Annotated in this window: 21 protein-coding genes; 7 read left to right on the top strand and 14 right to left on the bottom strand. The window is 38.0% G+C overall.

Annotation, left to right across the window (positions count from 1 at the left end; genetic code table 11):
- Nucleotides 1-157 precede the first annotated feature (157 nt).
- The 4 genes from BFM98_RS13500 (at nucleotide 158) to BFM98_RS13485 (ending at nucleotide 4,632) form a co-directional block, all read left to right on the top strand.
- Complete coding sequence (locus BFM98_RS13500; RefSeq protein ID WP_066037650.1) at nucleotides 158-1,282, top strand: YibE/F family protein; 1,125 nt, start codon at nucleotides 158-160, stop codon at nucleotides 1,280-1,282.
- Nucleotides 1,279-2,055 carry a YibE/F family protein gene (locus BFM98_RS13495; protein WP_066037649.1) on the top strand — a complete coding sequence of 259 codons (777 nt, stop codon included), beginning with the start codon at nucleotides 1,279-1,281 and terminating at the stop codon, nucleotides 2,053-2,055. Before BFM98_RS13500 ends, BFM98_RS13495 begins: the two co-directional genes overlap by 4 nt.
- Before the next feature lie 365 nt (nucleotides 2,056-2,420).
- Complete coding sequence (locus tag BFM98_RS13490; RefSeq protein WP_083225374.1) at nucleotides 2,421-3,806, top strand: DHA2 family efflux MFS transporter permease subunit; 1,386 nt, start codon at nucleotides 2,421-2,423, stop codon at nucleotides 3,804-3,806.
- A gap of 208 nt (nucleotides 3,807-4,014) precedes the next feature.
- Nucleotides 4,015-4,632, top strand: coding sequence for an HAD-IA family hydrolase (locus BFM98_RS13485; protein WP_048389915.1), 618 nt, complete (start codon nucleotides 4,015-4,017; stop codon nucleotides 4,630-4,632).
- A gap of 46 nt (nucleotides 4,633-4,678) precedes the next feature.
- On the opposite strand, the gene BFM98_RS13480 is transcribed toward BFM98_RS13485, so the two are convergent.
- From BFM98_RS13480 to BFM98_RS13465, 4 genes are all read right to left on the bottom strand, one after another.
- Nucleotides 4,679-5,503: a methyl-accepting chemotaxis protein gene (locus BFM98_RS13480; RefSeq protein ID WP_066037648.1), complete on the bottom strand. Its 825-nt coding sequence runs from the start codon at nucleotides 5,501-5,503 to the stop codon at nucleotides 4,679-4,681.
- 98 nt (nucleotides 5,504-5,601) lie between these two features.
- A complete protein-coding gene (locus BFM98_RS13475) occupies nucleotides 5,602-6,582 on the bottom strand; it encodes a VanW family protein (protein ID WP_066037647.1) in 981 nt (326 codons plus the stop codon).
- Between the two features lie 301 nt (nucleotides 6,583-6,883).
- The gene (locus BFM98_RS13470) at nucleotides 6,884-7,492 is read right to left on the bottom strand and encodes a CAP domain-containing protein (RefSeq protein WP_066037646.1); all 609 of its coding nucleotides are present in this window, start codon (nucleotides 7,490-7,492) and stop codon (nucleotides 6,884-6,886) included.
- 231 nt (nucleotides 7,493-7,723) lie between these two features.
- Nucleotides 7,724-8,353 (bottom strand): transmembrane-type terpene cyclase, encoded by a 630-nt coding sequence (locus BFM98_RS13465; RefSeq protein ID WP_066037645.1) that lies wholly within the window; start codon nucleotides 8,351-8,353, stop codon nucleotides 7,724-7,726.
- 157 nt (nucleotides 8,354-8,510) lie between these two features.
- Between BFM98_RS13465 and pgeF the strand changes: the two genes are divergently transcribed.
- Nucleotides 8,511-9,275 carry a peptidoglycan editing factor PgeF gene (gene pgeF / locus BFM98_RS13460; protein WP_066037644.1) on the top strand — a complete coding sequence of 255 codons (765 nt, stop codon included), beginning with the start codon at nucleotides 8,511-8,513 and terminating at the stop codon, nucleotides 9,273-9,275.
- A gap of 36 nt (nucleotides 9,276-9,311) precedes the next feature.
- On the opposite strand, the gene BFM98_RS13455 is transcribed toward pgeF, so the two are convergent.
- From BFM98_RS13455 to BFM98_RS13410, 10 genes are all read right to left on the bottom strand, one after another.
- Nucleotides 9,312-10,424: a Ger(x)C family spore germination protein gene (locus tag BFM98_RS13455; protein ID WP_066037643.1), complete on the bottom strand. Its 1,113-nt coding sequence runs from the start codon at nucleotides 10,422-10,424 to the stop codon at nucleotides 9,312-9,314.
- Nucleotides 10,421-11,503, bottom strand: coding sequence for a GerAB/ArcD/ProY family transporter (locus BFM98_RS13450; protein WP_054550732.1), 1,083 nt, complete (start codon nucleotides 11,501-11,503; stop codon nucleotides 10,421-10,423). Before BFM98_RS13450 ends, BFM98_RS13455 begins: the two co-directional genes overlap by 4 nt.
- Nucleotides 11,504-11,531: 28 nt before the next feature.
- Nucleotides 11,532-12,926, bottom strand: a complete 1,395-nt coding sequence (locus tag BFM98_RS13445; RefSeq protein WP_053075663.1) for a spore germination protein — start codon at nucleotides 12,924-12,926, stop codon at nucleotides 11,532-11,534.
- Nucleotides 12,927-13,079: 153 nt separating this feature from the next.
- Nucleotides 13,080-14,453, bottom strand: coding sequence for an amino acid permease (locus BFM98_RS13440; RefSeq protein WP_066037641.1), 1,374 nt, complete (start codon nucleotides 14,451-14,453; stop codon nucleotides 13,080-13,082).
- A 255-nt stretch (nucleotides 14,454-14,708) separates the two neighbouring features.
- Nucleotides 14,709-14,918: a hypothetical protein gene (locus tag BFM98_RS13435; RefSeq protein WP_016995612.1), complete on the bottom strand. Its 210-nt coding sequence runs from the start codon at nucleotides 14,916-14,918 to the stop codon at nucleotides 14,709-14,711.
- Nucleotides 14,919-14,963: 45 nt separating this feature from the next.
- A complete protein-coding gene (locus tag BFM98_RS13430) occupies nucleotides 14,964-16,478 on the bottom strand; it encodes an NCS1 family transporter (protein WP_066037640.1) in 1,515 nt (504 codons plus the stop codon).
- Between the two features lie 124 nt (nucleotides 16,479-16,602).
- Nucleotides 16,603-17,865 (bottom strand): NAD-dependent dihydropyrimidine dehydrogenase subunit PreA, encoded by a 1,263-nt coding sequence (preA, locus tag BFM98_RS13425; RefSeq protein WP_048389894.1) that lies wholly within the window; start codon nucleotides 17,863-17,865, stop codon nucleotides 16,603-16,605.
- A 192-nt stretch (nucleotides 17,866-18,057) separates the two neighbouring features.
- On the bottom strand, nucleotides 18,058-19,425 hold the full coding sequence (locus BFM98_RS13420) for an NAD(P)-dependent oxidoreductase (RefSeq protein ID WP_066037639.1): 1,368 nt from the start codon (nucleotides 19,423-19,425) through the stop codon (nucleotides 18,058-18,060).
- A 99-nt stretch (nucleotides 19,426-19,524) separates the two neighbouring features.
- On the bottom strand, nucleotides 19,525-20,928 hold the full coding sequence (gene hydA, locus BFM98_RS13415; protein WP_066037638.1) for a dihydropyrimidinase: 1,404 nt from the start codon (nucleotides 20,926-20,928) through the stop codon (nucleotides 19,525-19,527).
- Nucleotides 20,929-20,972: 44 nt separating this feature from the next.
- Nucleotides 20,973-22,217 carry a Zn-dependent hydrolase gene (locus BFM98_RS13410; protein WP_066037637.1) on the bottom strand — a complete coding sequence of 415 codons (1,245 nt, stop codon included), beginning with the start codon at nucleotides 22,215-22,217 and terminating at the stop codon, nucleotides 20,973-20,975.
- Between the two features lie 140 nt (nucleotides 22,218-22,357).
- Between BFM98_RS13410 and BFM98_RS13405 the strand changes: the two genes are divergently transcribed.
- On the top strand, nucleotides 22,358-23,527 hold the full coding sequence (locus tag BFM98_RS13405) for a PucR family transcriptional regulator (protein ID WP_066037636.1): 1,170 nt from the start codon (nucleotides 22,358-22,360) through the stop codon (nucleotides 23,525-23,527).
- A gap of 172 nt (nucleotides 23,528-23,699) precedes the next feature.
- Nucleotides 23,700-25,061: an aspartate aminotransferase family protein gene (locus tag BFM98_RS13400; protein ID WP_066037635.1), complete on the top strand. Its 1,362-nt coding sequence runs from the start codon at nucleotides 23,700-23,702 to the stop codon at nucleotides 25,059-25,061.
- The last annotated feature ends 10 nt before the right edge of the window (nucleotides 25,062-25,071 follow it).

The following is a 25,071-nucleotide window of genomic DNA, read 5'->3' as shown; positions in this document are numbered from 1 at the left end:
TTTTCGAAGCATAAATTTTAAACAGTTCTGACTCGACTTGAAAAATGTAAAAGATATTATTAAAATGATGACATTTAACCTGTTTATGGAACTTCTTAATCAAAAAAACGTTCCTTTACAAGTGACTATTCAGTCTAGCAGTTTGGAGGTCATTTACTTGACATTTTTTAAAAATATACCTTTTAAACAAGCTATTTTCTATGCCCTATTAGCACTCTGTTGTGGGGTTTCGATCGTTTTCGTACATCATAACGAACAATTTTATGATCGACCGATAGCGGAAATAACGCAAGTGGATGTAACAGCATCAGAACCCATGACAGATATGTATGAAAATGAGGATTTTTTGTTTACACAGGAGATTATGGCCATTATCAAAAATGGTCAGCATAAGGGGCAATCCATTCATTTGACGAATGACTATTCTTCGTCTGGTGCTTTTGATCAAGAATACCATGTAGGCAATGAAATCTTTGTCACGCTAGATGATCGCAAAACACAATCTGTTTTAACAGGAACCATTCTCGATTTAAAACGAGATCAAACCATGGTAATGATTGCATGGATTTTTATTTTTGCCCTACTTATTGTAGGTAAAAGACAAGGCTTATTTTCTATCATTAGTTTGAGTGTCAATGCTGTGATTTTATCATTCGCATTAGATCTTTATGTGAAGCATGGGGGCGTAAGCCTGTTATTAGTCAGCGGCATTTGCGCCCTGCTATTTACGATTATTTCGCTACTACTTATTAGTGGATTGCATACAAAAACATATGTAGCCATCGTGTCCACACTTTTAGGCACTGTTATAGCGCTTATCATAAGCTCTATTGTAATGTGGTTGACAGGTGAAAATGGTCTTCGTTATGAAGAAATGCAATTTTTAACACGTCCCTATCGTACTGTCTTTATGGCAGGTTTATTTATTGGCTCACTTGGGGCAGTAATGGATGTTTCTATTACAATGGCTTCCTCAATTTTTGCTTTATACGAGCAAGATCCTACAATCTCTGTCAAGGCTCTGAAATCTTCGGGACATGAAATCGGTAAAGATATTATGGGTACCATTACAAGTATCTTATTCTTTGCCTACCTTTGCGGCTCCATACCTATGATTATTCTCTATTTAAAAAATTCTTCCACATTAGGGCTTACATTGTCCTTAAATCTTTCTTTAGAATTAGCCCGTGCCTTAGCAGGGGGTATTGGTGTTGTCCTTACGATTCCTATCAGTCAGTATACCGCTATATTTTTCATTAATCGAAAGAGGGTTCAAGGATGAATGTTGTCGTCTTATTAGCAGTTATATTATTCGTGTTAATGGTACTTGTCGGCGGTAGACAGGGGATACGCTCATTTCTTTCTTTATTCCTAAACTTTGGTGTGCTCTTTGTCACCATTTTTTTAATGACAAACCCTAAAAATAGCCCCATCATCTTGACGTTTATTGCCTGTACGGTCATTAGCTGTATTAGTCTTTTCTATATCAATAAAACAAACAGTAAAACCATTACAGCCTTTATCTCGACGATGGTGACGATAGGTATGTTACTACTCTTTATTACCTTTGTAACGGAAAAGTCGATGATCCAAGGGTTTGGCGAAGAATCAACTGAAGAAATCAGCATCTTTTCTCTCTACATTGGTGTTAATTTTGTGCAGATTGGTGCATCAGTCATCATTATGAGTACGATAGGTGCCAATATGGATGCAGCCATTTCCATCGCTACCTCTATGCATGAGATTTTTTATCGCAATCCTTCGATGAGTAGAAAAAAATTATTTACAGTTGGCTTAAGCATAGGAAGAGATATATTAGGAACCGATACTAATACGTTATTTTTTGCTTTCTTTGGTGGCTATTTAAGCTTATTAATCTGGTTCAAGGACCTCTCCTATTCGATTGGGGAAATTATTAACTCCAAGGTTTTTAGTGCCGAAATGACAACCATTTTTTGTGCAGGAATCGGCATTGCATTGATTATTCCGATTGCCGCCTGCATCAATGCCTTTTATTTAATTCGAACACGCGAAAAAACAGAAAAACTTTTATAAAAATTACCAGTACCTATCATGCATTTGTGATAGGTGCTCGTCGTTTCTCCTCTAATTCATTCAAAAAATGAATGCTATGTCAAAAATGTTTGTCCAAATTGTGAAATCGTATAGATGAAGCTAGAATTAATACTTACATTCGAGAAAATTTTTTTGCTATAGTAAAAATCAGAAAAGCCAGTATCGTGGAGGTGTACTGGCTAATAGGAAAAACGATCGCTGATAATCCACATCACGATAACATCGTCATGGTCATTTTATTGTGCAGAAAATAAAAGATTGCTAGAAATTCGTCTATTAATTTCTAAATATTCTGTATTTTAATCTCCTATGATCGTCTAACATTTATTAAAGGAGCTTTTACTGTGAATAAAGAAATAAAAACAAGTCCGATTATGGCTGCTCTCTTAGTAGCTGGCTTTGTAGGATTGTTTAGTGAGACAGCATTAAATATTGCACTTGGAGAGCTAAGCCTGCTCTTCGATGTGGACGCTACAACCATCCAATGGCTTGCAACAGGATACTTTCTCACATTAGGCATTTTAGTACCTGTAACAGGCATTTTAATGCAAAAGTTTACTACTCGCCAAATGTTTATGGCGTCTTTACTCTTTTCGATAATCGGTACTATACTTGCCGCAGTCGCACCCGTTTTTGCTGTCCTACTTTTAGCACGTATTATTCAAGCAGCAGGACTTGCGATTATATTACCTTTAACGCAAAATGTGATTTTCACAATTTTCCCAGCTAATAATCGTGGTAGTGCTATGGGCGTAATGGGTCTCGTTATTTTAGCTGGACCCGCTTTCGGTCCAACCTTGGCTGGGATGATTTTAGATAGTTTGTCCTGGCACTGGATATTCTGGGTTACCATCCCCTTCCTATTATTCTCCATTATTTTTGGCTTTATCTTTATTCCTAATGTAAATGAAATAAAGCAGCTGGCTATTGATCTTTGGTCCATTCTCTTATCTACCATTAGCTTTGGTGGCATCGTTTATGGTGTCAGTGCTGGCGGAGATTTAGGCTGGTCAAATATTACTGTACTAGGCACCATTTTGCTAGGTGTAATCGCCTTATGTTTATTTGTAATACGTCAATTGAAAATGCAACATCCGATGTTAAATTTGACAGCGTTTCAATACCCCATGTTCGTGTTAGGTCTTCTTATGAATATGATTACCTTCTTCAATATGTTGTCTATGCTGGTAGTGCTTCCTATGTATATGCAAATGGTCCTTTTCGTATCGGCTTTTGGGACAGGTTTAATGTTGCTTCCTGGTAGTCTATTAAACTGTATATTAGCCCCTACAATCGGTAAATTCTTCGATAAATATGGCCCTCGTGCAGTCATTACGCCTGGCACTATACTTGTTGTAATCGGGTATGGACTTTATGCTTTATCTGGTACAGAAACAGCTACTTGGCTATTAGTCGTAACGCATATTATCATGATGCTTGGTGTTGGAATGGTATTAGCCTCTGTTCAAACAAATACGCTGAATGCCTTACCAAGACAATACTTTCCAGATGGCATTGCGATTACACAAACCTCTCAGCAAGTTTCTGGTGCAATTGGTATTGCTGTGATGGTGTCGTTGTTCTCAGCAAAACAACAGCACCTCCTAAGTGACATAACAACTAATACGCAAGAAGCAGCAGCTTCAGGTTCGGCCTTTGTCTTTTCTATCAGTTTTGTTCTGGCAATAATCAATGTCATACTCTCCTTCTTTTTGAAAAAAACACAATAATGTCGAGGTGTCTCAATGGACTTTTGAGACACCTCCTTTTGTTGTACCATTTTCATTGCAATCGCCGTATTTTCTGATAATATTTACCATAAGATGTTTACGTACGCTCAAAATGGTTGTTATTTCAAGAATACTAGATGCCCATTCCATGTAACATTTTTTAGCATAGAACGTCAATACAACGAGATGAAAAAGGAGAAAGTTTGCAATGAAGCATATTATCTTTGATTTTGATGGGACGCTTGCAGATTCTACTGCTGTGTTTGCCTCAGCATGGAATACTTTAGCCCAAAAATATAAATTTAAAGGCATTGAATTAAAGGAAATTGATACATTAAAAAAATTATCAATTTCAGAACGCAGTAAATTATTCGACTTTCCAATGTATAAGTTGCCTATGATTTTACCGCAATTTTATAAATTGTATCGTCAATCATTAAATGATGTTCATCTTTTTGAAGGAATGAAGGAACTATTAATAGAGATTGATAAAAGAGGCTATAAAATCCTGATTATTTCCTCAAACTCTAAAGAGAATATTTTAGAATTTCTTAAAATGAACGGTATTCATTGTGTAGCAGATGTACTTTGCTCCAACCGCATTTTTGGTAAGGACAAAGTAATGAAAAAGTTTTTAAAGGAAGCAAATGTCGACTCGTCTAACGTCGTATACATTGGAGACGAGCAAAGGGATATTGTTGCTTGTAAGAAAGCCGGTATACCAATTATTTGGGTGGAATGGGGCTATGATGCCAAAGAAGTCGTGCAAAATGACGAACCTGAATACAGTGTCTCAACACCACAGGAAATTTTAGAGATCATTTAATCATGAAAAAGGATAATAGCACTTGTCTATTATCCTTTTTATATGCCTATCCTTTGATGTCACTAATTTGCATTAGCTTTTCTGCTGTACTATTAACCCCTTTGTAGGCATCTGTTAATTCATGCATACTCGCAGCAAACTGCTGTGTAAACGCAGCAATTTGATTTGTTGATGCATTGACCTGATCGATGGATTGTTTAATATTTTCTAGTTGCACAGTTATGCTATCAGCACTTTCTGTACTACTCTGGGACATTTTTTGTATTTCAGAAGCGACCACCGCAAAGCCACGCCCATGCTCACCTGAACGTGCTGCTTCTATCGATGCGTTTAGACCAAGAATTCTCGATTTCATAGCTAAATCTTTTACTAAATGGACAATCACATTAATTTGTTCAATATCGCCTGTCATCGATTCCGCGAAATTAGATAGCTCTTCCAAACGATTGGATACATCCTTACTGGCAGTGGTTAATCCTTCATTTGTAGCTGTCATTTCTTCTACAGCACTCGAAAGCTCAGTTGCCAATAGACGCATACTATCCATTTTTTCGTTGGAAATAATGGCACTTACTACGCCAATAATACGTCCTCCTTCAAAAATAGGCTGGGCAGAGGCGATATAGGCCATACCAAAACCTTCTGCGCTACGCTCCTCTTTCACAAATTTCCCTGAACTTAACGCTATTTCTGTTGCTGTACCTCGATATTTATGTACTGGGTCACCAACCCCAACTTTTAAGTCAACCTTTTTTCCTGGTTTGTAGGCAAGCACTTTTTCCGTATCTGCCACGATGACACAAGCATCCTCTGGGTAAGTTGCTTGGTATAAATCAATCGAATCAATCGTTGCTTGTAGTTTAGGATGCATTGTCTTTTTCCCCCTAAAATTTTCTGAACTGTATCAATTTAACTATAGCATGCGATCCGAAAAAAGACACCAACGTCCAGTGGTGTCTCCTTACAACATTATGATTTTTTCAATAATTCTACATATTTTTCTGCCGTTCGAATTTCAATTGTTAGAGAATTCTCTCCATAACTTGCCTTAATTAAAAATGGTACATCATTTGAGTTTTGAAACCTAAAATCTAACGTATCATAAGAAACCGTAGCATCTCTTCCTTTTGGGACATATCCTACATCTAACGAATGATGATGACGCTCAACATATTTGACGGGAATTTGGTCTACTGCATTAAACAAGGTTGAAGAAGTTTGACAGATTCCACCACCAATTCCCATGACTACCTTCTTATTAATAATTTCAGGTGCGGGTTGATAGCCATTTGCCTCATCTCTTGGACCTACAATTGTATTAAAAGAAAAATAATCGCCACTGCCTACAATCACATTATGAATGGCTCTAGCAGAGAGCTCAATATTTTTATTTCTTCCTAAATCAGCACGATTGAAATAAGTTGTATAAGATGCAACAACCACTTCCTCTAATAAAGGAAGATCCTCAAAATAATAGCCACTTTCTGTTATATAGAGCGGCATTTCTACCTGACCGCCAGTCGCAGAAGCTTCGATAATACGCTCCACTAGCTCACTTTCCTTTAAAATGATTTGCGGCTTCCCCTTGATCACTTGCCCGTTTTCATCCAATCGATCAAGCATCATACGCTGATCATAGCCATTTGATGTGTCCGTTCCTCTTGCCCATTCCCTTGCTAATTGTTCGATATGCTTTTGATAGGCTTGTGGGTCCGTATCGAAGCCAAATTCCTTTGGAGATATTGTTTTAAGTACCTTACTCGTAGTTGGATCAACAACCTCTACAATAGGATCAATCATTTGTTCTTGTTCATATGTAACAGGTTGCTTTATTTCCTCACGTTGTTGAATTTCTTGTTCTAGCTTGTTATCAGAGACTGCTGTTTTTTCACAACCTACGAGACCCGTCATACAGATAACGCAACATGTAGCTAACCACTTCTTTTTCAACCATAAACACCACCTCTATCTTCATACTACAGAGACATCTTATTCGTCTATTGCTCATAGTGTGTTGTTTTTTGGTTATTTTTATTTGTCAAGATAGCAAAAACACGCTACATTATCCTTAGCCTGACATATCTAAAGATAGTTTGATGTGTATTCTTGTACTTAATTAACCTTTTAATGATTTAGGGGGATTAATTCTAGAAGAAGTAATATACGCTTCCAATACGGTATACTTTAGAATTTAACGCGAAAAAGAGCATCTACTAGCTATCACAAAAGCCAATAGATACTCTTTCTTTTTTTATTTTTGAATAAACATTTGTGTCCAGTAATTACCTTCCTGTACATAGCCTACACCAATATGTGTGTAGCTTTTATTAAGGATATTGGCACGGTGTCCTTCACTGTTCATCCAGGCCGTTACAACTTCCTGTGCGGAGCGTTGGCCCTTCGCGATATTTTCACCAGCAGATTTATACGTAATACCGAAGTTTTTCATCATGGTAAAAGGTGTACCATATGTTGGACTTGTGTGGTCAAAGTAATTTCTATCCTGCATATCTTGCGACTTATATTTAGCAACCCTTGATAGCTCCCAATCTTCTTGCAATGCTGGAAGACCTGCTTTTGCCCGTTCTGCATTGACAAGTTTCACAACCTCTTGTTCAACTGTTGCCTGTTCTTTTACAGGGACGTTAATTTTTTGACCTGGAGAAATTTGATTTGGGTTAGCGAGTTGTGGGTTGGCATCAATTAATTCCTGTACACCCGTTTCTGTTTTTAATGCTATTTTCCATAGCGTATCGCCAGATGTCACTGTATAGGATTCGGCGGCCATTGCCGCAACTGGCACTAATAATGAAGTTGCTACTACTGAAGCTAGTGCTGCTTTTTTTATTTTTTTAATCATGTTAATCACCCTTCCTAATTGCTCTACCATTATCGTAAATAGTTTCTGAGCCATAATCATCACAAAATATTTGGAAGGATTTTTACAATTGTATGACAAGCTCGCCATATGTTTGGTTAAAGCCCTTTCTCTCGCTATTCTTTCCCATTGGAATTGTCATCAAGTTGCAATATGTTTGTAATTGGCATACATTACTAATAGATTCAGTGATCAATTGCTGCACAAAATATCCTATTTTGCTAATTGCTTACGCTGTAATCGATAAATTAAGAGAATATAGAGCCAATCATAAAAGAGCGTTGCTACAGAAATAATGGTAATTAAAGGTGTGCGGAAGTATAGATAAAAGCCAACCGCTGCAAATAATGTACCCACCATCTTACAAACTGCAATCCCCATGGATTGACCAGCTAAATTCCCTCTTTGCAAGAGTAAAGCAATAAATAGACCTGACATCATAAGATTTTGAAAGAATGCTACGTACTTTCCTTCGAAATCTTGAAATTCATAGACTATACCTAAAATGATCAGCATGCTAAAGATTAACGTGATCAAAAAGGAGAAATACAATAGCTTTTTTGATAGCATCTTTCGATATTCATTTGGAGCATAACGTAAAAATTGCATCAAAATAAAGACATCCAATACAAACCAAATCAGCGTAATATAGCGTTGCAGGTCATTTTGTGGGTAGAAAAAGGCAAAGATAAATTCCCATGAAATATTGGCACAAATAGCGACCATAGGCATGCCATAGGTTTTATCTTGCCATCCTTTGTAAATAACAAGTATATATGTAAAAATCCAAAAAAGACCCATTCCTACTTGGCAAATTAATAATATGTCTTTTTCACTCAACATTCACGCTCTCCCCCTCTCTAGCATTCCTTCTACTATATGAGGAAATCGATTCTTTATGTCTAAAAGTTTGATAGACGGGTAAAGGAGTGCTAAATAGTAAAAAACGGCAACCTATACATTCCACAAGCGATCCTATATAGTAAAACGAGGTGATTAAATGAAAATAAAAATGTATATAGATAATGAGCAATTTATCGCAGGAACGACCTTAAAAGATGAGATGGAGATTGAACACAATAATATGGCTTTGCATAGTTGCCATGATGTTCAAGCTATCATTAACAATCGTCAGCATTTAGCTGCGACATTGAACTGTGATTTACAAAATTTTATTTGTACAGAGCAAACACATAGTGCGAACTTTCATAAAGTCACATTAGCCGATCAAGGACGAGGAGCTGCGCAAATGGATACAGCGGTGAAGAATATAGACGCGCTTTATACACTTGAGCCTAACTTACTATTATGTAGTTTTACAGCAGATTGCGTGCCTGTTATTTTTTATAATGCTGTGAATGGACTCGTCGGTGTGATTCATTCGGGATGGCAAGGAACAGTCAAAGAAATAACACCCAAACTGTTTCAGCATCTTATGAATGAAGAACAGTGTCGACCTGAGGACTTTCATGTTCAAATCGGTATGGCACTGAGTCAGCAGAAATTTGAGGTAGACGCAGATGTATATGAAAAATTTCACAGTCTTGGTTATGCCGAAGAATTTATGTATTACAATGCAGAAACGAAAAAATACCACATTGATAATCAGCAGACAGTCAAAAAGCAATGTGAGCTTGCGGGTATTCCAGTGAATCAAATACAAATTGATGAAACCTGTACATTCCTTAGTCCCGATGGCTTTTCTTATCGTCAAGATAAACAAGCTGGAAGACATTTAAGCTTTATTATGCGAAAAACACAATAACAGCAAAGACCCTTCTTATCGAATGGGTCTTTGCTGTTATTTTAAAGTACCTGTACTAATAATGGACGTTTCTACATGGACCTTCACGTCTAATTTTCTAATAAGCTCTCTTGTTTTTTTCGATGTCCATTTTCCATGATGATACATTCTAAATTCTTCGCTTAAGCCAGCTGGGTCTACCTCTGTTTTATTTAATCGCGCTAAAAATTCACTAATATCCTGTTCCAGCTGTTTATTCACATCTTTTTCCAAATCACTAATACTTTCAACTGTAAATAAATGTGATTCTCTTTCTCCTTTATATTCGCTTAAAGTACCCTTTATTTTTAAGAAAATCGTTAATTTGGGTGATTCCATATTTTTATTACTCTCTTTTTTCACACTGCTCTCGATTAAATCAATCATTACCTTTTCTTCTCCATGTCCCGCATTTAAATCAAGGTGCAAAGGAGCAAGATTTTTCTGTCCACTTAAAGCTTGAATAACTAGTGCTTCCTCAGGTTTAATTAATTCATGCATCTGATTCCCTTTAAATATGGCAACGCCTTTAATCTCTAATTTCTCCCCTCGTTTTTCAACATAAGGTAATACTGTATCCACTACAGGATTTGTAATCGAGTACATAAAATCATGAATATTGGTATTGGGATTAAAAGCAGTATTGATACTCGGCTCTAATAGATTGTTCAAATAAAAATTAATACTTGGCTTATCAGGATAATCCCCTTTTAAAATCGCTTCCGCATTATCCTTCACAACAGCTATTAATACTTTATTACCTACTTCCGCATTGCGATATAAGTGCTGAACAATTTTTCGAACATTCCCTTTCCGCGCAAAATCTTCATTTACTAAGACAACTCGCAATTGATTGAAGACTATTTTCTTATCGGATTGCTTTTCTATTTCCACGATGCCGCTTGATACTAAATCTGTTGTGATAGAAAAAGTTTGTGTGTCTTTTTCTGCGTCTGGAGAATATTGGGGGATCGCTACTGTGAGTCTCATCTGGTTCTCATCGATATAGTCAAAAGCCATCGAGTCTACCATCCCAACATCTTCTAGAGGAACTTTTAATTCTTTTTTAGAACAGCCTGTAAGTAAAACGAAAATCAAAAAAGAAATGATGCATAGATGTTTATTTTTCATACCTGCACCTGCTTTTTTCGAATAACATATATCAGGATTAAAAACACTGGCCAGCTTACCAGTACATAGCCTACATAGTTACTTGCCATAAATAATTTTTCTTGGAATTCACGCGAAAAGGGCATTTTTACAATAAAGAAAATAATCAAGGCGATGATATACAACTGATAACTTTGCTTTTTCTTTTTAAGGAAGGTATCCATACCCCTTTTTGCACACCATACATAGGCTGTAATCGAGGATAAGATTAGAAAAACCCAAAGCGTAATGCCAATGATATCGATTCGCTCAATAAAGGTAAATTCTCCTGCCTTAAATAGGTTTAATACTGAAAACTCTACATTTTTTAATTGCCACTCTGAATAATACATGACGCTAATAGCTGTTGTGATAAAGCATAAAAATATACTAATCCAAATACCGATTAAGGAATGACGAAATGCCTTTTTTTGATCGATGATATATGGAAAATAAAATAGAATTAATTCGTAACCAAGGATAGAAAAATATCCTTGCTTTAACGCTTCATAAAATTCCTTAGGCGTAAAATTAAAGAGAGGCAAAAAATGACTTGGATCACCTTTTTCAATGGCCCAGCGCGTAAAATAGAATAATCCAATGGTAATAAAAAATGTCATTATACAAAATCGTGCAATAGATTTAATACCCCCACTTACAATATAAATAAGTAGCAGTAAAAAGCAAAGAACAGGCATGGTGATGGTTTGTTCCTGCAATGCAGTACTTTGAATTAAGTGCATATAATTACTAATAATCCCTGCACTAAAAACAATAAATTGAATAATGACGAGTAGATTTATAAATTTTCCGAGCCATTTTCCCAATAATATTTCATTCATTCGAAATAAATCATCATTGGGAAACTTCGAACAAAGCCATACCATCGCAAATAGTGTCAGGCTAGCAATCACACCAAAGAGAAGAGGCATAAATGATTGTGTGTAGCCCATAGGACTTAATTTCTGAGGGAGCGAAAGGATACCGGTACCAATCATAATACTTTGCGCTAAGAAGATGACATGATAACGATTTAACACCTTTCCTTTTGTTGTATTCAAAGTTAACCACCTCATTCTCATTCTGACACTATTTTTTCTGTACTTTTGAAATACCAGTCTTACTTCTTATATATTTAGTTGGAAATCGGATGACACTATCCAATAAATCGCTTGGCTTTCTTGGAATAGCAGGTGTCATATAATGCGTTCCTAAAGATTTGAGACTTAATAAATGGTGGATTAACCACGCAAAGGCGAGCATCTGTCCAAACAAGCCAAATAAACCTGCTGATAAGATAAAAATATAACGGATAAATCGGCTAGTATTACTCATTAAGAAAATGGGCGGTAAGAAGGAAAGTAGTGCTGAGGTAGCGACTAATACAATGAGTATATTACTGAGTAATCCAGCTTCTACGGCCGCTGTACCAATTACAATACCTCCTACGATACCAATTGTTTGTCCGACTTTGGCAGGCATTCGAGAGCCCGCTTCTCGCAACACTTCAATAATAAGCTCGATAAATAATACCTCAATCAGTGGTGGAAATGGTACCTTACTTCTTGATTCTTGAAGATTTAGTAATAATTCGTATGGCAAAATTTCTGGATGAAAGGTTAAGGCTGATATATACATGGGTGTAATCATGATCGTTAAGAAAAAACCAAAAAAGCGCAGCATCCTTAATAAAGATGCTGTTGTCCAACGGTTGTAGTAATCCTCAATCGACACGAACATTTCAAAAAAAGAAGTGGGACAGACAATGGCTAGTTGACTATTATCCATAAAAACGACGATTCTACCATCCAGAAGATAACGGCAAATACTATCTGGACGGACTGTCATGTAATATTGAGGAAAGGGCGATAATGGATTATCCTCAATTAATTGCTTCAACACGGATATATCCGTAAATAACGGATAATCTACCTGGTCAATACGGTTTCTTAAATCATCTAAATTTTCATGGCTCACGATATTATCCATATACATAATCGATATTTTAATATTGGCTTCTGACCCAACAATTCGGTTTTCATTTTTTAGCATGGAGCTTTGAATCCGTCTTCTCACTAACGATATATTCGTTTCCAGTGATTCTGTAAATGCATCTTGTGGACCAATTACAGTCGACTCTGTTTCCGTATCCGTAATGGCCCTTGTAGGCGCACTATACGTATCGACACTTAATAGGGCGTTGGTTTCGTGAAAAAAAAGAAGGGTTTGCCCAGCATTCAATTTTTTAACGACACCTTTCACATCTTTCGGGTCCACATATTGAGCCATTTGATGAATTTGTTTCAAATTATTAGCTAGTGGAATCGTCACCATGGTTTGTAAGGTCATTTTTTCGATGAGTGAGGAGAAATAAATGACCGTCACATCCCCTTCTTCTGTAGCGATCATTTTCAGTTTTACGTCATCGACTTCGTTAATCTCCTGCTTTAATTTAGCGACAATCTGCTCGGGTATCTCGTTCATTTTTGCTCCACCCCTTTTGTTCCGATAAATACCAGTCCATATCATTCATTTTTTAGTAGTTTGTCTTTTTTTCATTTAATTATGTAAAAATTGTGCTAGCAAAAATAGCCATACAAAAAGGATGCATCCCAATTAGAGATACATCCTTAAAGGTTATTCTATAGAATCTTTGCTGTATCGGTTTTTACCAATACCAAATACGTAGTAGCTAATGGTTACGAGAATCAAGAAAATAATGCCTACTATTAATGACACGCGTGTATCATCATTGAACCACATGCCGACTAGTACCATGATTAAAAAGATGATTGTTACATAGTTTGTAATCGGTGCGAACGGCATTTTAAAAGGATGCTTTGCTAGCTGCGCTCCCTTTACTTTTCTAAAACGAATTTGACTTATTAAAATGATAAACCATGGAATCATCCCTGGTAAAACACTTGCACTATACACATAAACAAATAAGTTTTCAGGGGCAATATAACTTAAAATAACACCAACGACTAAGCCAACTAATACGCCCGCTGTTCCAAATAAAGGCACACCATTACTAGAAAGCTTTGCGAAAAATTTTGGTGCTTGTCCATTCATAGCAAGTGTATATAACATACGTCCGGCACTATAGATTCCACTGTTACACCCTGACATTGCAGCTGTGATGACGACGAAATTAATAATACCTGCAGCAGCTGTGATACCTACCTTAGCAAATGTCGCAACGAAAGGACTACCAATTGTGCCAAGCTCATCCCAAGGATACACTGTAACAATGACAAAGATTGCACCGATATAGAAAATTAAAATACGCCAAATAATGCTTTGGATGGCATTCGTAATCGTTTGTTGAGGATTTTTTGCTTCTCCTGCTGTAATCCCAATGAGCTCCACCCCTTGATAGGCAGCAACGACTAAAGATAAGGCAAAGAAAAATCCTGTCCAGCCACCTGTAAAGAAGCCACCGTTACTCCAAAGATTAGATAATCCGATTGCTATTCCATCATTGCCAAAGCCAAAGAAGATGAGTCCGACCCCTGCAATAATCATTAAAATAATCGTAACAATTTTAATCATCGCAAACCAGAATTCAAATTCTCCAAACGATTTGACAGAAATGAAGTTCGCCACACCCAAAATCACCATTGCAATTAGACCAGGTATCCAAGCTGGTAATTCTGGATACCAATATTGCATATACGTTCCTACTGCTATAATTTCAGACATCCCAACAATAACCCATTGGAACCAGTTACTCCACGCTGTTAAATACCCTGCTAAAGGATGAATATATTTATAGCCAAATGTGGCAAAAGAGCCTGTACTTGGCTCCATATAAAGCATCTCACCCATTGCCCTCATAATGAAAAAAATAAAAATACCTGCAATACCATAGGCAAGGAGTACAGAAGGTCCTGTCCATTGAATAGCACTTGCTGAGCCCATAAATAGCCCAACACCAATCGTACCGCCAAGTGCAATCATTTGAATATGACGTGCTTCTAATCCTCTTTTCAATTCCTTATTGGCCACTCCATAACGCCTCTTTTCCTGTTGTTCTTTCTACGATGTTTTTACTTTAAAATAATAATCAATTTTTCTAAAAAAGACAAATGTATTTTTAGGAAAAACAAAAAATATTGCTATTTTAATAGAATAACAAAAATAGGTAATAACGACGATTTAATTGATGTTTGTACGAAATATGATGTTACTTCAACATAATTTAAATCAGAAAATTCAAAAAACTCTATTCCGTTCAAGTCGAAAGGAATAGAGTTTACTTCGTTATTGTAATAAAGTTTGTTCCTGTAATTTTGCAGAGAAGTATTTACGTGCATCTGCTGTTAGAATTTGTAGCAATGTCACTTCTTCTTGACGAGCAAATTCTACAAACATCCCACTTAAATTTTCGTAGACATATTTGATTTTAAAGCCACTATCTAAATAATGATCTACTTTTTGAATTTCCTCTGTGCTTTGTTGGAATTCAGACATGCCATCACCTCACCTTCTTTTGAAAATGTCTTGATGTTGTCTCACTTACTCGGCACCCTTCATCTCTAACAGAGGATCTGGTTGCTCCACCAGTTCATCTTCATCTGGGACCGCCGCTGGAGCTGTTGACTGGCCAAATATTTCGTCTAAATTATGTCCGACTGTAATACCTAAATATTTGGCATCACTTGGATCATCTAGCTCAGCTTGTGGATACTTTTTAAACCACCAATACTTCGCTAATACATAATATACAATCGCGCCTACAGCAAACCCTACTAAAGAAGAGTAAGTTGAAAATATATTGGCAACTGCACCACCGATTACCCAGGCGATTAACCCAGCCATATTAAAGCCCTTATAATATTTAAATTGCCCATCTAATTCATAAAGCTCTTTTACATGTACGCGCCGTTTACGAATCAGGTAGTAATCAGCAAATAAAATACCTACAATCGCTGTTAAAATACCGCCAATGATTAATAGGACATTGACCATGACATCAAATAGACTCCAGGGCTGTGCAAGAATACCAATAATTCCTGCAATAACTACCCCTACCCAGAATGGCACTTTCGGTCCACCGATATTAGAGAAAATAGTAGCTGCTGGTACAACGTTGGCAGAGGTATTTGTCGACCATTGTGCTAATACAATCATCAGCAATAGAATTCCAAGAATAAAGCCGCTTGCACTTTGCTGTAAGGCATTAATTGGGTCTGCCGAGGCAACTGCCATATAGCAAACTGCACCAATCGTAACAATGAATGTGTTTGTAATGGGCATGACAATTAAAGAGCCTACAAGCTGTGTTTTATTACGCTTGAACCAATTACGCTCATTTTTGGGTGCTTTAAAGAAACGGGACAAGGATGGCATATCTGCTGCTAAGGTTGCCCAAAAGCCCATATTTGCCATCACCACTACCATAAAGGCGGTAAAAGCAGCGAAGCCTGTTGTTGGGGTTTCCACCCACGTCCAAATATTTTTTCCCTGAGATGTTGCATTATCTGCCAATGTGTAATACATCCAACAAGAAATTAAAATAATGACAGGGGCTGCTAAATCAGCAAAACGTTCAATGGATTTAATACCAAGAGATGTATTAAAGAGTTGAAGCGCTGCAAACACAAGGAAGCAGATAAACCAATTATCAAAGCCAAACAATAAATTTAAAATTCCGTTTATCGCTAATGCACCAAAATACGTATTCAAACCAAACCAACAGGCAGCTGTAACACCACGTACAAGGGAAGGTATATGAGTACCGAATGTGCCAAATGGTGCACGCATATAAACAGGGAAAGATAATCCATGCTCTATTCCTATGTCACCAATTAACGTCATAAAGACGCCAATTAAACAAGAACCTACCAATGTTGCCACAATCACCATTGGTAAGGATAAATTCATGATAGCCGAACCACCAATGGCAAAAGCCGCTAATACAATTGCCATTCCTATCCAAATCACCGCAAAACCAAATGTTCCAATATTTCTTTGTTGATGTGTCACTGGAAGTAAATCTGGGGATTTTAAATAATTCCCTTCACGTTCCATAATGTTTCTCTCCTTTTTTTCTAATTTCCGTGACAACCTACTTGAAGTGCCTTCCTTCACCCAAAATGCTGAAGGAAGGTGGAATTTCGATTTTAATCTTTATTCAAAAATGAACAACGGTCCTTTATTTTGATAGACTGCTAAGAAGTGATTGGCGTTCATTCCATGTCATTGGCGGAATTGTAGATGGGCGTTCAACCATTGAAATGGCTCCATCGACAGGACAAACAATTGAGCATAAATTACAGCCTACGCAGTCTTCCTCACGAACCTTTAGCATTGGGCGACCATCCTCCGTATAAAGGTCAATACATTGATGGGATGTATCCTCGCAAGCAATATGACACTTATTGCAATTAATACAAACATCATTATTAATTTCTGCGACAATTTTATAATTTAAATCTAAATCACCCCAGTTTGAATACCTTTGTACAGAGCGACCAACTAAATCCATGACTGAAGCTAGACCTTTATCATCTAAGTAGTTATTCAGCCCATCAATCATATCCTCCACAATACTAAAGCCATGATGCATTGCTGCTGTACATACCTGTACGCCTGTCGCACCCATTAATATAAATTCCGCTGCATCTTGCCAATTGGAGATCCCCCCGATGCCCGAAATCGGTACATTGACTAATGGATTACGAGCACATTCTGCAACCATGTTCAGTGCAATTGGTTTAACTGCTGGACCACAATAGCCCCCATGAGCTCCTTTTCCAGCCACATGTGGTACTGTATTCCAAGAATCTAAATCAACACCAGCTAAACTGTTAATCGTATTAATCATACTCACAGCATCTGCTCCACCTCGTGTTGCCGCTTCCGCCGTCACGGTAATATCCGTAATGTTGGGCGTTAGTTTAACAATAACAGGTGTACGCGCCGCTTCCTTTACCCAGTACGTTTGTTTTTCCACCAATTCAGGGACTTGACCAGAGGCAGAACCCATGCCTCGTTCTGCCATCCCATGTGGACAACCAAAGTTAAGCTCAAGACCATCAACCCCCACATCTTCTACTCGTTTCACAATTTCATGCCATTTTTCTTGCTTTGGTTCCACCATTAACGAGGCAATAATTGCGTGATTAGGAAATTTCTTTTTCGTCTCATAAATTTCTTGTAAATTCACTTCTAATGGTCGATCCGTAATTAATTCAATATTGTTAAAGCCTGCCACACGTTGGCCATTATAGCTAACTGCTGCAAAACGGGAAGACACATTTAAAATCGGTTCTCCTAATGTTTTCCAAACTGCGCCACCCCAGCCCGCTTCAAATGCACGTTGGACTTGATAGCCTGAATTCGTTGGTGGAGCAGATGCTAGCCAAAATGGATTCGGCGATTTGATGCCCGCTAAATTAATGCGTAAGTCTGCCATATAAGTTCCCCCTCTATCCGTACTAACAATCTTTTGTCAACTGAAAGCATAGTGCCAGATACAGGCTGTATGACCACCATTTCAAAACATAGGCTAATGTAATATTCAGATGGGGGATTAACAGCCTGTATAAACCCGATTGGTGAATCTAACAATCAGTGGAGGAAGAGCCTCCCTGATTGAAGGTTCACTTTATGCAATCTCACTTGGTTTTCTTAAACGTTCATGAATCTTATATGCTGCATCTTTTCCTTGCTGTACAGCGGTCACTACCATCGCTTCACCCTGTCCATTACCAAAGACAACATCTCCACATGCAAATACTTTGTCATTGGACGTTTGCATTGTTGTCTCATCAATGTCTACGACACCATTTGTATGAGCTAAACCAAAGGCTTCAATTAACGATACAAAACGAGTTTGCCCGATGGCTTTAATAACAGCATCCACTTCAATGATAAAATTGGAGCCCTTTACTTCTTCAGGGCGTTGTCGACCATCAGGACCTGCCTCACCAAGCTTCATTTTCACACATTCAATGCCTGTCACCTTTCCTGCTTTATTGCCAATAATTTTTTTAGGTGCAGTTAGCCATTTAAATTCCACACCATCCTGCTTGGCAAATTCATATTCAAATTTGTATGCTGTCATTTCTTTTTCTGTTCTACGATAGAGAATTTGTACATTATCTGCGCCTAAACGCACCGCACTTGTAGCACCGTCTATCGCCGTGTTTCCAGCACCGATTACGGCTACTCGTTTCCCTACAATATCATTTGTAAGCGGTCCCATTTTTGTTTTTCGAATAAACTCAATGGCATCATGTACCCCTTCTAATTCTTCCCCATCAATGCCCAAATTTGGGACAGCACCCATACCGACAGCTAAAATCACACTGTCATACTGAGCCAAAATTTCATCAGCAGAAATATCCTCACCTACAGCTGTATTCGTTTGAATGTCCACACCGAGCTGTTCAATCTGCTCTACTTCCCAATCTACGACATCATTTGGTAATCGGAATGCTACAATCCCATAGCTTCCTAAGCCCCCTGCCTTCGCTTCAGCCTCATAAATAGTTACTTGATAGCCTAAACGACTGAGCTCACGAGCTGCCGACAAACCAGCAGGACCTGCCCCTACAATGGCTATTTTCTGTCCATTATGTGGACCTGCCTTAAATAGCTGAGCATTGGTTTCCATTGCCCAATCCGTTGCATAACGTTGTAACTCACCAATTTTAATTGGCTTTGTTGAAGAATTTAAGACACACGCCCCTTCACACAGTTCTTCCGTTGGACAAACTCTTGCACAGCTTGCACCAATTGGGTTTGCTTCTAATATAGTCGTAGCAGAACCCTTCATATTACCAGATGCAATTTTTTTTATGAAATTTGGTATTTGAATACTTGTTGGACATGCTTTAATACATGGTGCGTCATAGCAATACAAACAACGATTGGCTTCCTCAATAGCCTCATTCTTTGTCATCTTACCTTTTAATTCCACAAAATTACGTCTAAGCTGCACGGTCATTGCATTTTCTTGAATCGGAACCATTTCCACATCCCCCTCATGTGTTCATTTTTTCCGTACCCTAATTACGAAACCGATTGTTTTGCTCTCCAGTCAAAACAATCGGTCCTATCCTGTAGGAAGCTAAATGTTTAGAGCTTCCGCAGTTACTGTTTTTAATGGACGTTTAATGTATCGTCCACTGCCAAGTACACCTACAAATTCTTTATTTTTAATGACATATTCCCCACGTACGAGTACACTAACAGGCTCACCTGTTACCTCCCAGCCTTCATATGGGTTATAGTCCACATTCATATGATGTGTTTTAGCTGAAATTTGACGCTGTGCCTCTGGGTCAAAAATGACGATATCCGCATCTGAACCAATTGCAATCGTTCCTTTTTGCGGGAATAAGCCAAATATTTTTGCGGCACTAGTAGAGATCATATCAACAAATTCATTGATGGAAATTCTGCCTTTTGCCACGCCCTCAGAGTATAAAATACTGAAGCGGTCTTCAATGAATGGTCCGCCATTTGGAATTTTCGAGAAATCATTTAAGCCTAATTGCTTTTTACCTTTAAAGCTAAAGGAGCATTGGTCTGAGCCAATCGTTTGTAGCTGTTTTGCCTTTAAGGCATTCCATAAATGTTCTTGATGATATTTAGGACGAAGTGGCGGTGACCAAACATATTTGGCTCCTTCAAAGCCTGGTTGCGCTAATGCGGATTGATCAAGTGTTAAATATGGTGGACAAGTTTCACCAAAAACATCATAGCCCTTTTCACGAGCGGCAATAATTTCATCTACCGCTTCTTTACATGTCACATGCACCACATAGAGCTTCGCACCAGCTATATGCGCTAATTCGATAGCACGCTTTGTTGCCTCTCCTTCCAATTCCGCTGGACGAGTTAGTGCATGATAGATCGGTTCCTTATGTCCAGCACGTCTTGCCTCCTCTACTAGCTCATCTATAACAGAGCCATTTTCACAATGGACCATCACTATCGCACCAAGATCCTTAGCGATTTTAAAGGCTTTAAATAATGTACGATCTGTCGCTTGGAATTCTTTTGCATAAGCCATGAAGACCTTGACAGAAGTAATGCCCTCTTGCTCTAATAATTGTGGTAATTCAGCTTCGGTTTCAGGTGTTAGATCACCAATCATCAAGTGGAAGCCATAGTCAATAGCAGACTTTCCTTTTGCCTTGTCGTGCCATTTCTCTACGGCTGTCGATAATTTTTCTTCTCCTGCTGTTAAACAGAAATCTAAAATAGTAGTTGTCCCACCAAAAGCCGCTGCAATGGTGCCTGATTTCCAGTCATCATCCGTCACCGTGTTATTGAATGGCATGTCTAAATGCGTATGGGGATCAATGCCACCAGGCAATACGTACTTGCCTGTAGCATCAATTATTTCAGCGCCAGCATCCGTTAAATTTTGTCCAATTTGAACAATTTTACCGTTCTCAATTAAAATATCTGCCTCAAATACATCAGCAGCAGTTGCTACTCGTCCACCTTTAATAATTTTTTTCACTATGCCTCTCACCCTTCATCACAAAATTAGAGAATGCTTGATAGTTAATGCAGTGTATATGTTTCGCCCATACTAAACTTCGTTTGTAGCGTTAACACCGTTTCCAATAAAATATCTGCGCCCTTTGCACAATCTTCAAAGGCTGTTTCCTCTTCTTCACAATGACTCTTGCCTTGAATGCTTGGAACAAAAATCATCGCGGAAGGAACCATACTTGCCATATACTGTGCATCATGTCCAGCGCCACTAAACATACGATGAGATGAATAGCCAAAGCTTTGACAAGCTCTTTCTACTTCATTGCAAATCGCACTATCAAAATACACGGTATCTCTGCCCCATAACTTGACAGGCTGAATATGGCATCCGCCCGCTGTCTCAGGAAGCGCGTTGAGAATATCCTCAACCTGTTGCATGACCTCTGGCTTTTGATGACGTGAATCAATTGTAAATGTCACCTTATTTGGGATAACGGTATGAATATTCGGGGAAACATTCATACGACCAAAAGTAAAAACAAGTTGTTCGTCAATTTTTCCTAATTGTTCATATAGCTCTTTAATGATGGTTGATGCCACAATCATTGGGTCTTTACGCATTGACATTGGGGTTGTACCTGCATGGTTTGATTGCCCACTAATTGTAATTTCATAGCAGACCATGCCTAGCACACCTTCAACCACACCAATTTCCTGCTGTTTTGCTTCTAATACTGGCCCTTGTTCAATATGCAATTCGATATAAGCAAGTGCCTCCTTCAGACGATTGGCTTGCTCTCCCTCATAGCCACTTGCTTGTAAAGCTTGTTGAAAACGAATGCCGTTTTTATCCGTAGATTGGAGCATTTTTTCTTTGTCAAATTTTGAGGTGATGACGCCTGAACTCATCATGGCTGGATCAAAACGTGCCCCTTCTTCATTCGTGAAATTGATAATCGTAAGAGGAATGTCCACTTCGATATCATTTTCCTTTATTGTTCGAATGGCCTCGATCGCTGTTAGTACACCTAACACACCATCAAATCTTCCACCTTTTTCTACTGAATCTAGATGGGAACCCATGACAATGGGTGGCACATTCTTTTTACCAGGAAGAGTGGCGTAAATGTTGCCCATATCGTCCACCTGAATATCCATTCCTAACGCTTTGCAACACTCACAAAAATAGTTTCTTGCTAATACATCCTCATTCGAAAGAGACAAACGTGTGACGCCACCATTTTCGGTGGCCCCAAATTGACTAAATTGTTCAATTAACTCTTGCAATCGTCTACTATTACATTTATACATATGCAAGTCCTCTCTTTCACAGTAGTTAATAAACATTCTAAAATAGATAAAATTTGTGAGATATGGATAGTAAACTAAAAAAATATGTGCAACTGCACATCATATATGGTAAGTTATGTTCATAATTAAGGGGGGAACGTATGGGGACGATTCGTAAAATTGTAGAGGGAGTTCATTTCCCAATGCTCACATTAGTCGCTGGACATAGTGGTACGTATCGCAGAGTTACTGGTATTAATGTTGTGGAAAGCAGTGATTTAATCATGTTTTGTAGACCCAATGAATTAGTCGTCACAACAGGTATTAATTTAGATGCGCAGCAAGACTCCTTGGAACATCTTGTCAAACAGGCATACACGAAAAAAGTAGCTGGCTTTATCATTAATACAGGACCATTCATTCCTAGCATTCCAGAAGCCGTCATCTCTTTTGCCAATCAACATGATTTCCCAATTTTTCAAATGCCATGGAATTATCGCATTGCTGATCTATTAAAAACTACCTTTCAATTTATTGCCAATCACCATCAAGAGCTTTCTATCGAAGAAAAGGTTCTTTTCAATCTACTATTTCATTACAAACAAAACACTAACACAATGAAAGATCAATTAGCACAGCTAGGATTTCCTCAAGGAAGAGAATTAGCGATCATAACTTGTACAACCATTGGCTCCAAAGCAGCTATTGACCGTTATGAGGTCATGATCCAATTCGCTTTTCAAAATCGCTATCAACGCTTCTTAAAATTAAAGCATAAAAATCACCTCATCTTTTTAATTGATAGAGCACAAATCAATACACCTAATATACCCTTCTCAAAAGTTGTAGAAGAAATCTATGAAAAAATCACACTAAAAAATGGTTACTTGGATATTATTATCGGCAAAGGTAACTTTCATAAAGAGCTAGAAAATGTTCGCCAAAGCTATGATGAGTCCTTAACCGTCATCCATTTAGCACAGCTTCATAACAATCGTTATTTGTATAAATACAAAGAAATCGGTGCCTATAAAATATTGATGGCTGTGAAAAATCAGCCCCTAATGAAATCGTTTAGTCAGGATATTTTAGGACAACTTTACCGCTATGATGAACTACATGGGACAGACTATGTACCTTTTTTACGTATTTTTGTTGAGGAAAATGGCAGTACAAGCAGGATTAGTGAACGTCAATTTATACATCGAAACACCGTCCTCTATAAAATTAAGAAAATTGAAATGCTATTAGATATGGACTTAAGCAATCCCTTTACGAAGACTAATTTGTATATTGCCTTTTTAATTGAGGATGTCTTAATGCATCAATAGCCTGTCACAACATTAAATTAACTGAATTATCTTTCTCATTAAATACTTCTTCTAAAATTCTTGAAGCATACATATAAAGTACAAATGGGGGCGACTGCGCATTTTTGTTGTCCACATCTGAGGAAAACATATGCATGCTAATCAACTACCTGTTTAGAAGGAGTGAAGCTTCGTGACAAATGTAACAAGTCCCAATTGGCAAGTAAAAGATGAACAATTCGTATGGCATTCTATGAAGCCCTACAATCCAAATGCAACAATGATCGTCCAATCCTCTAAAGGGGCATGGATTACTGACATTGAAGGCAAGCGCTATTTAGATGCAATGGCAGGTTTATGGTGTGTAAACGTTGGCTATGGACGTGAGGAGATTGCCAAAGCTGCCTATGAGCAATTGCTAGAAAATACGTATACCCCATTATCTGTTGGGCATATCCCTGCTATTCAATTAAGTGAAAAAATTAATGAGCTTTTAGGGGATGATTATGTCGTCTTCTTCTCCAATAGTGGCTCCGAGGCAAATGAGGCAGCCTTCAAAATAGCTAGACAATATCATCAACAAAAAGGTCACGTCAATCGAACGAAAATTATTTCTCGTTACCGGGCCTATCATGGTAGCTCGATGGGTGCTCTTGCAGCAACTGGACAAGCTCAACGAAAGTATAAATATGAGCCACTGGCATCAGGTTTTTTACATGTCACTCCACCTGACGCTTATCGTGCCAATGAAGACCATATTCAAAGTAAGGACCCTTGTGCATTACCATCCGTCCAAGCAATCGATCATGTCATGACTTGGGAAATGTCAGATTCCATAGCAGCAGTCATTATGGAGCCTATTATAACTGGCGGTGGTGTAATTATGCCCCACGACAGCTACTTACAAGGAGTTAAAGCTGTTTGTGAGAAGCATGGCGCACTACTCATTGTCGATGAAGTCATTTGTGGTTTTGGTCGTACAGGCAAAGCTTTTGGATTCCAAAACTACGGCATCCAGCCTGATATTGTGACTATGGCGAAAGGCTTAACCAGCGCTTATATGCCACTGTCTGCTACAGCTGTTCGTCGTGAAATTTATGAGGCGTTTGCTGGAACTGAGGAATATGACTTTTTCCGTCATGTCAACACATTCGGTGGATCACCAGCAGCATGTGCCGTTGCATTAAAAAATATTGAAATAATGGAAAAGGAAAATTTATTTGCCCACTCGGCTGCACTAGGTGCTACATTACTCACTACATTACAGGAGCAATTAAAGGAGCACCCGAATGTTGGGGATATTCGTGGGAAAGGCTTATTAATTGGCGTAGAGCTAGTACAAGATAAAGATAGCAAAACACCCCTCGACATTACACTTGTGAACAAAGTGATCACACAATGTAAGGAACAAGGGTTACTCATTGGGAAAAATGGGGTAACCGTGGCAGGTTTCAATAATGTGTTAACCTTATCTCCTCCTCTGATTATTTCCACAGACGAGACGAATTTCATTGTTGAAAAATTTGTACAAGCCTTACATTCTATTAAACTGTAGGAGGAATAGC

Origin of the sequence: Lysinibacillus sp. AR18-8 (assembly GCF_001705465.1) — a bacterium.
GTDB lineage: Bacteria > Bacillota > Bacilli > Bacillales_A > Planococcaceae > Lysinibacillus > Lysinibacillus capsici.
Note: the sequence above shows the minus strand (reverse complement) of the source record. Positions and strands in the feature narration are given on the sequence as shown.

Coding starts and splice junctions, on each gene's coding strand:
- BFM98_RS13410 (WP_066037637.1), bottom strand. CDS start 22,217: ATGTATAAATGTAATAGTAGACGATTGCAAGAGTTAATTGAACAATTT.
- BFM98_RS13445 (WP_053075663.1), bottom strand. CDS start 12,926: ATGAACGAGATACCCGAGCAGATTGTCGCTAAATTAAAGCAGGAGATT.
- BFM98_RS13405 (WP_066037636.1), top strand. CDS start 22,358: ATGGGGACGATTCGTAAAATTGTAGAGGGAGTTCATTTCCCAATGCTC.
- BFM98_RS13485 (WP_048389915.1), top strand. CDS start 4,015: ATGAAGCATATTATCTTTGATTTTGATGGGACGCTTGCAGATTCTACT.
- BFM98_RS13420 (WP_066037639.1), bottom strand. CDS start 19,425: ATGGTTCCGATTCAAGAAAATGCAATGACCGTGCAGCTTAGACGTAAT.
- BFM98_RS13435 (WP_016995612.1), bottom strand. CDS start 14,918: ATGTCTGAATTCCAACAAAGCACAGAGGAAATTCAAAAAGTAGATCAT.
- BFM98_RS13430 (WP_066037640.1), bottom strand. CDS start 16,478: ATGGAACGTGAAGGGAATTATTTAAAATCCCCAGATTTACTTCCAGTG.
- BFM98_RS13470 (WP_066037646.1), bottom strand. CDS start 7,492: ATGATTAAAAAAATAAAAAAAGCAGCACTAGCTTCAGTAGTAGCAACT.
- BFM98_RS13465 (WP_066037645.1), bottom strand. CDS start 8,353: ATGTTGAGTGAAAAAGACATATTATTAATTTGCCAAGTAGGAATGGGT.
- preA (WP_048389894.1), bottom strand. CDS start 17,865: ATGGCAGACTTACGCATTAATTTAGCGGGCATCAAATCGCCGAATCCA.
- BFM98_RS13480 (WP_066037648.1), bottom strand. CDS start 5,503: ATGCATCCTAAACTACAAGCAACGATTGATTCGATTGATTTATACCAA.
- BFM98_RS13455 (WP_066037643.1), bottom strand. CDS start 10,424: ATGAAAAATAAACATCTATGCATCATTTCTTTTTTGATTTTCGTTTTA.
- BFM98_RS13495 (WP_066037649.1), top strand. CDS start 1,279: ATGAATGTTGTCGTCTTATTAGCAGTTATATTATTCGTGTTAATGGTA.
- pgeF (WP_066037644.1), top strand. CDS start 8,511: ATGAAAATAAAAATGTATATAGATAATGAGCAATTTATCGCAGGAACG.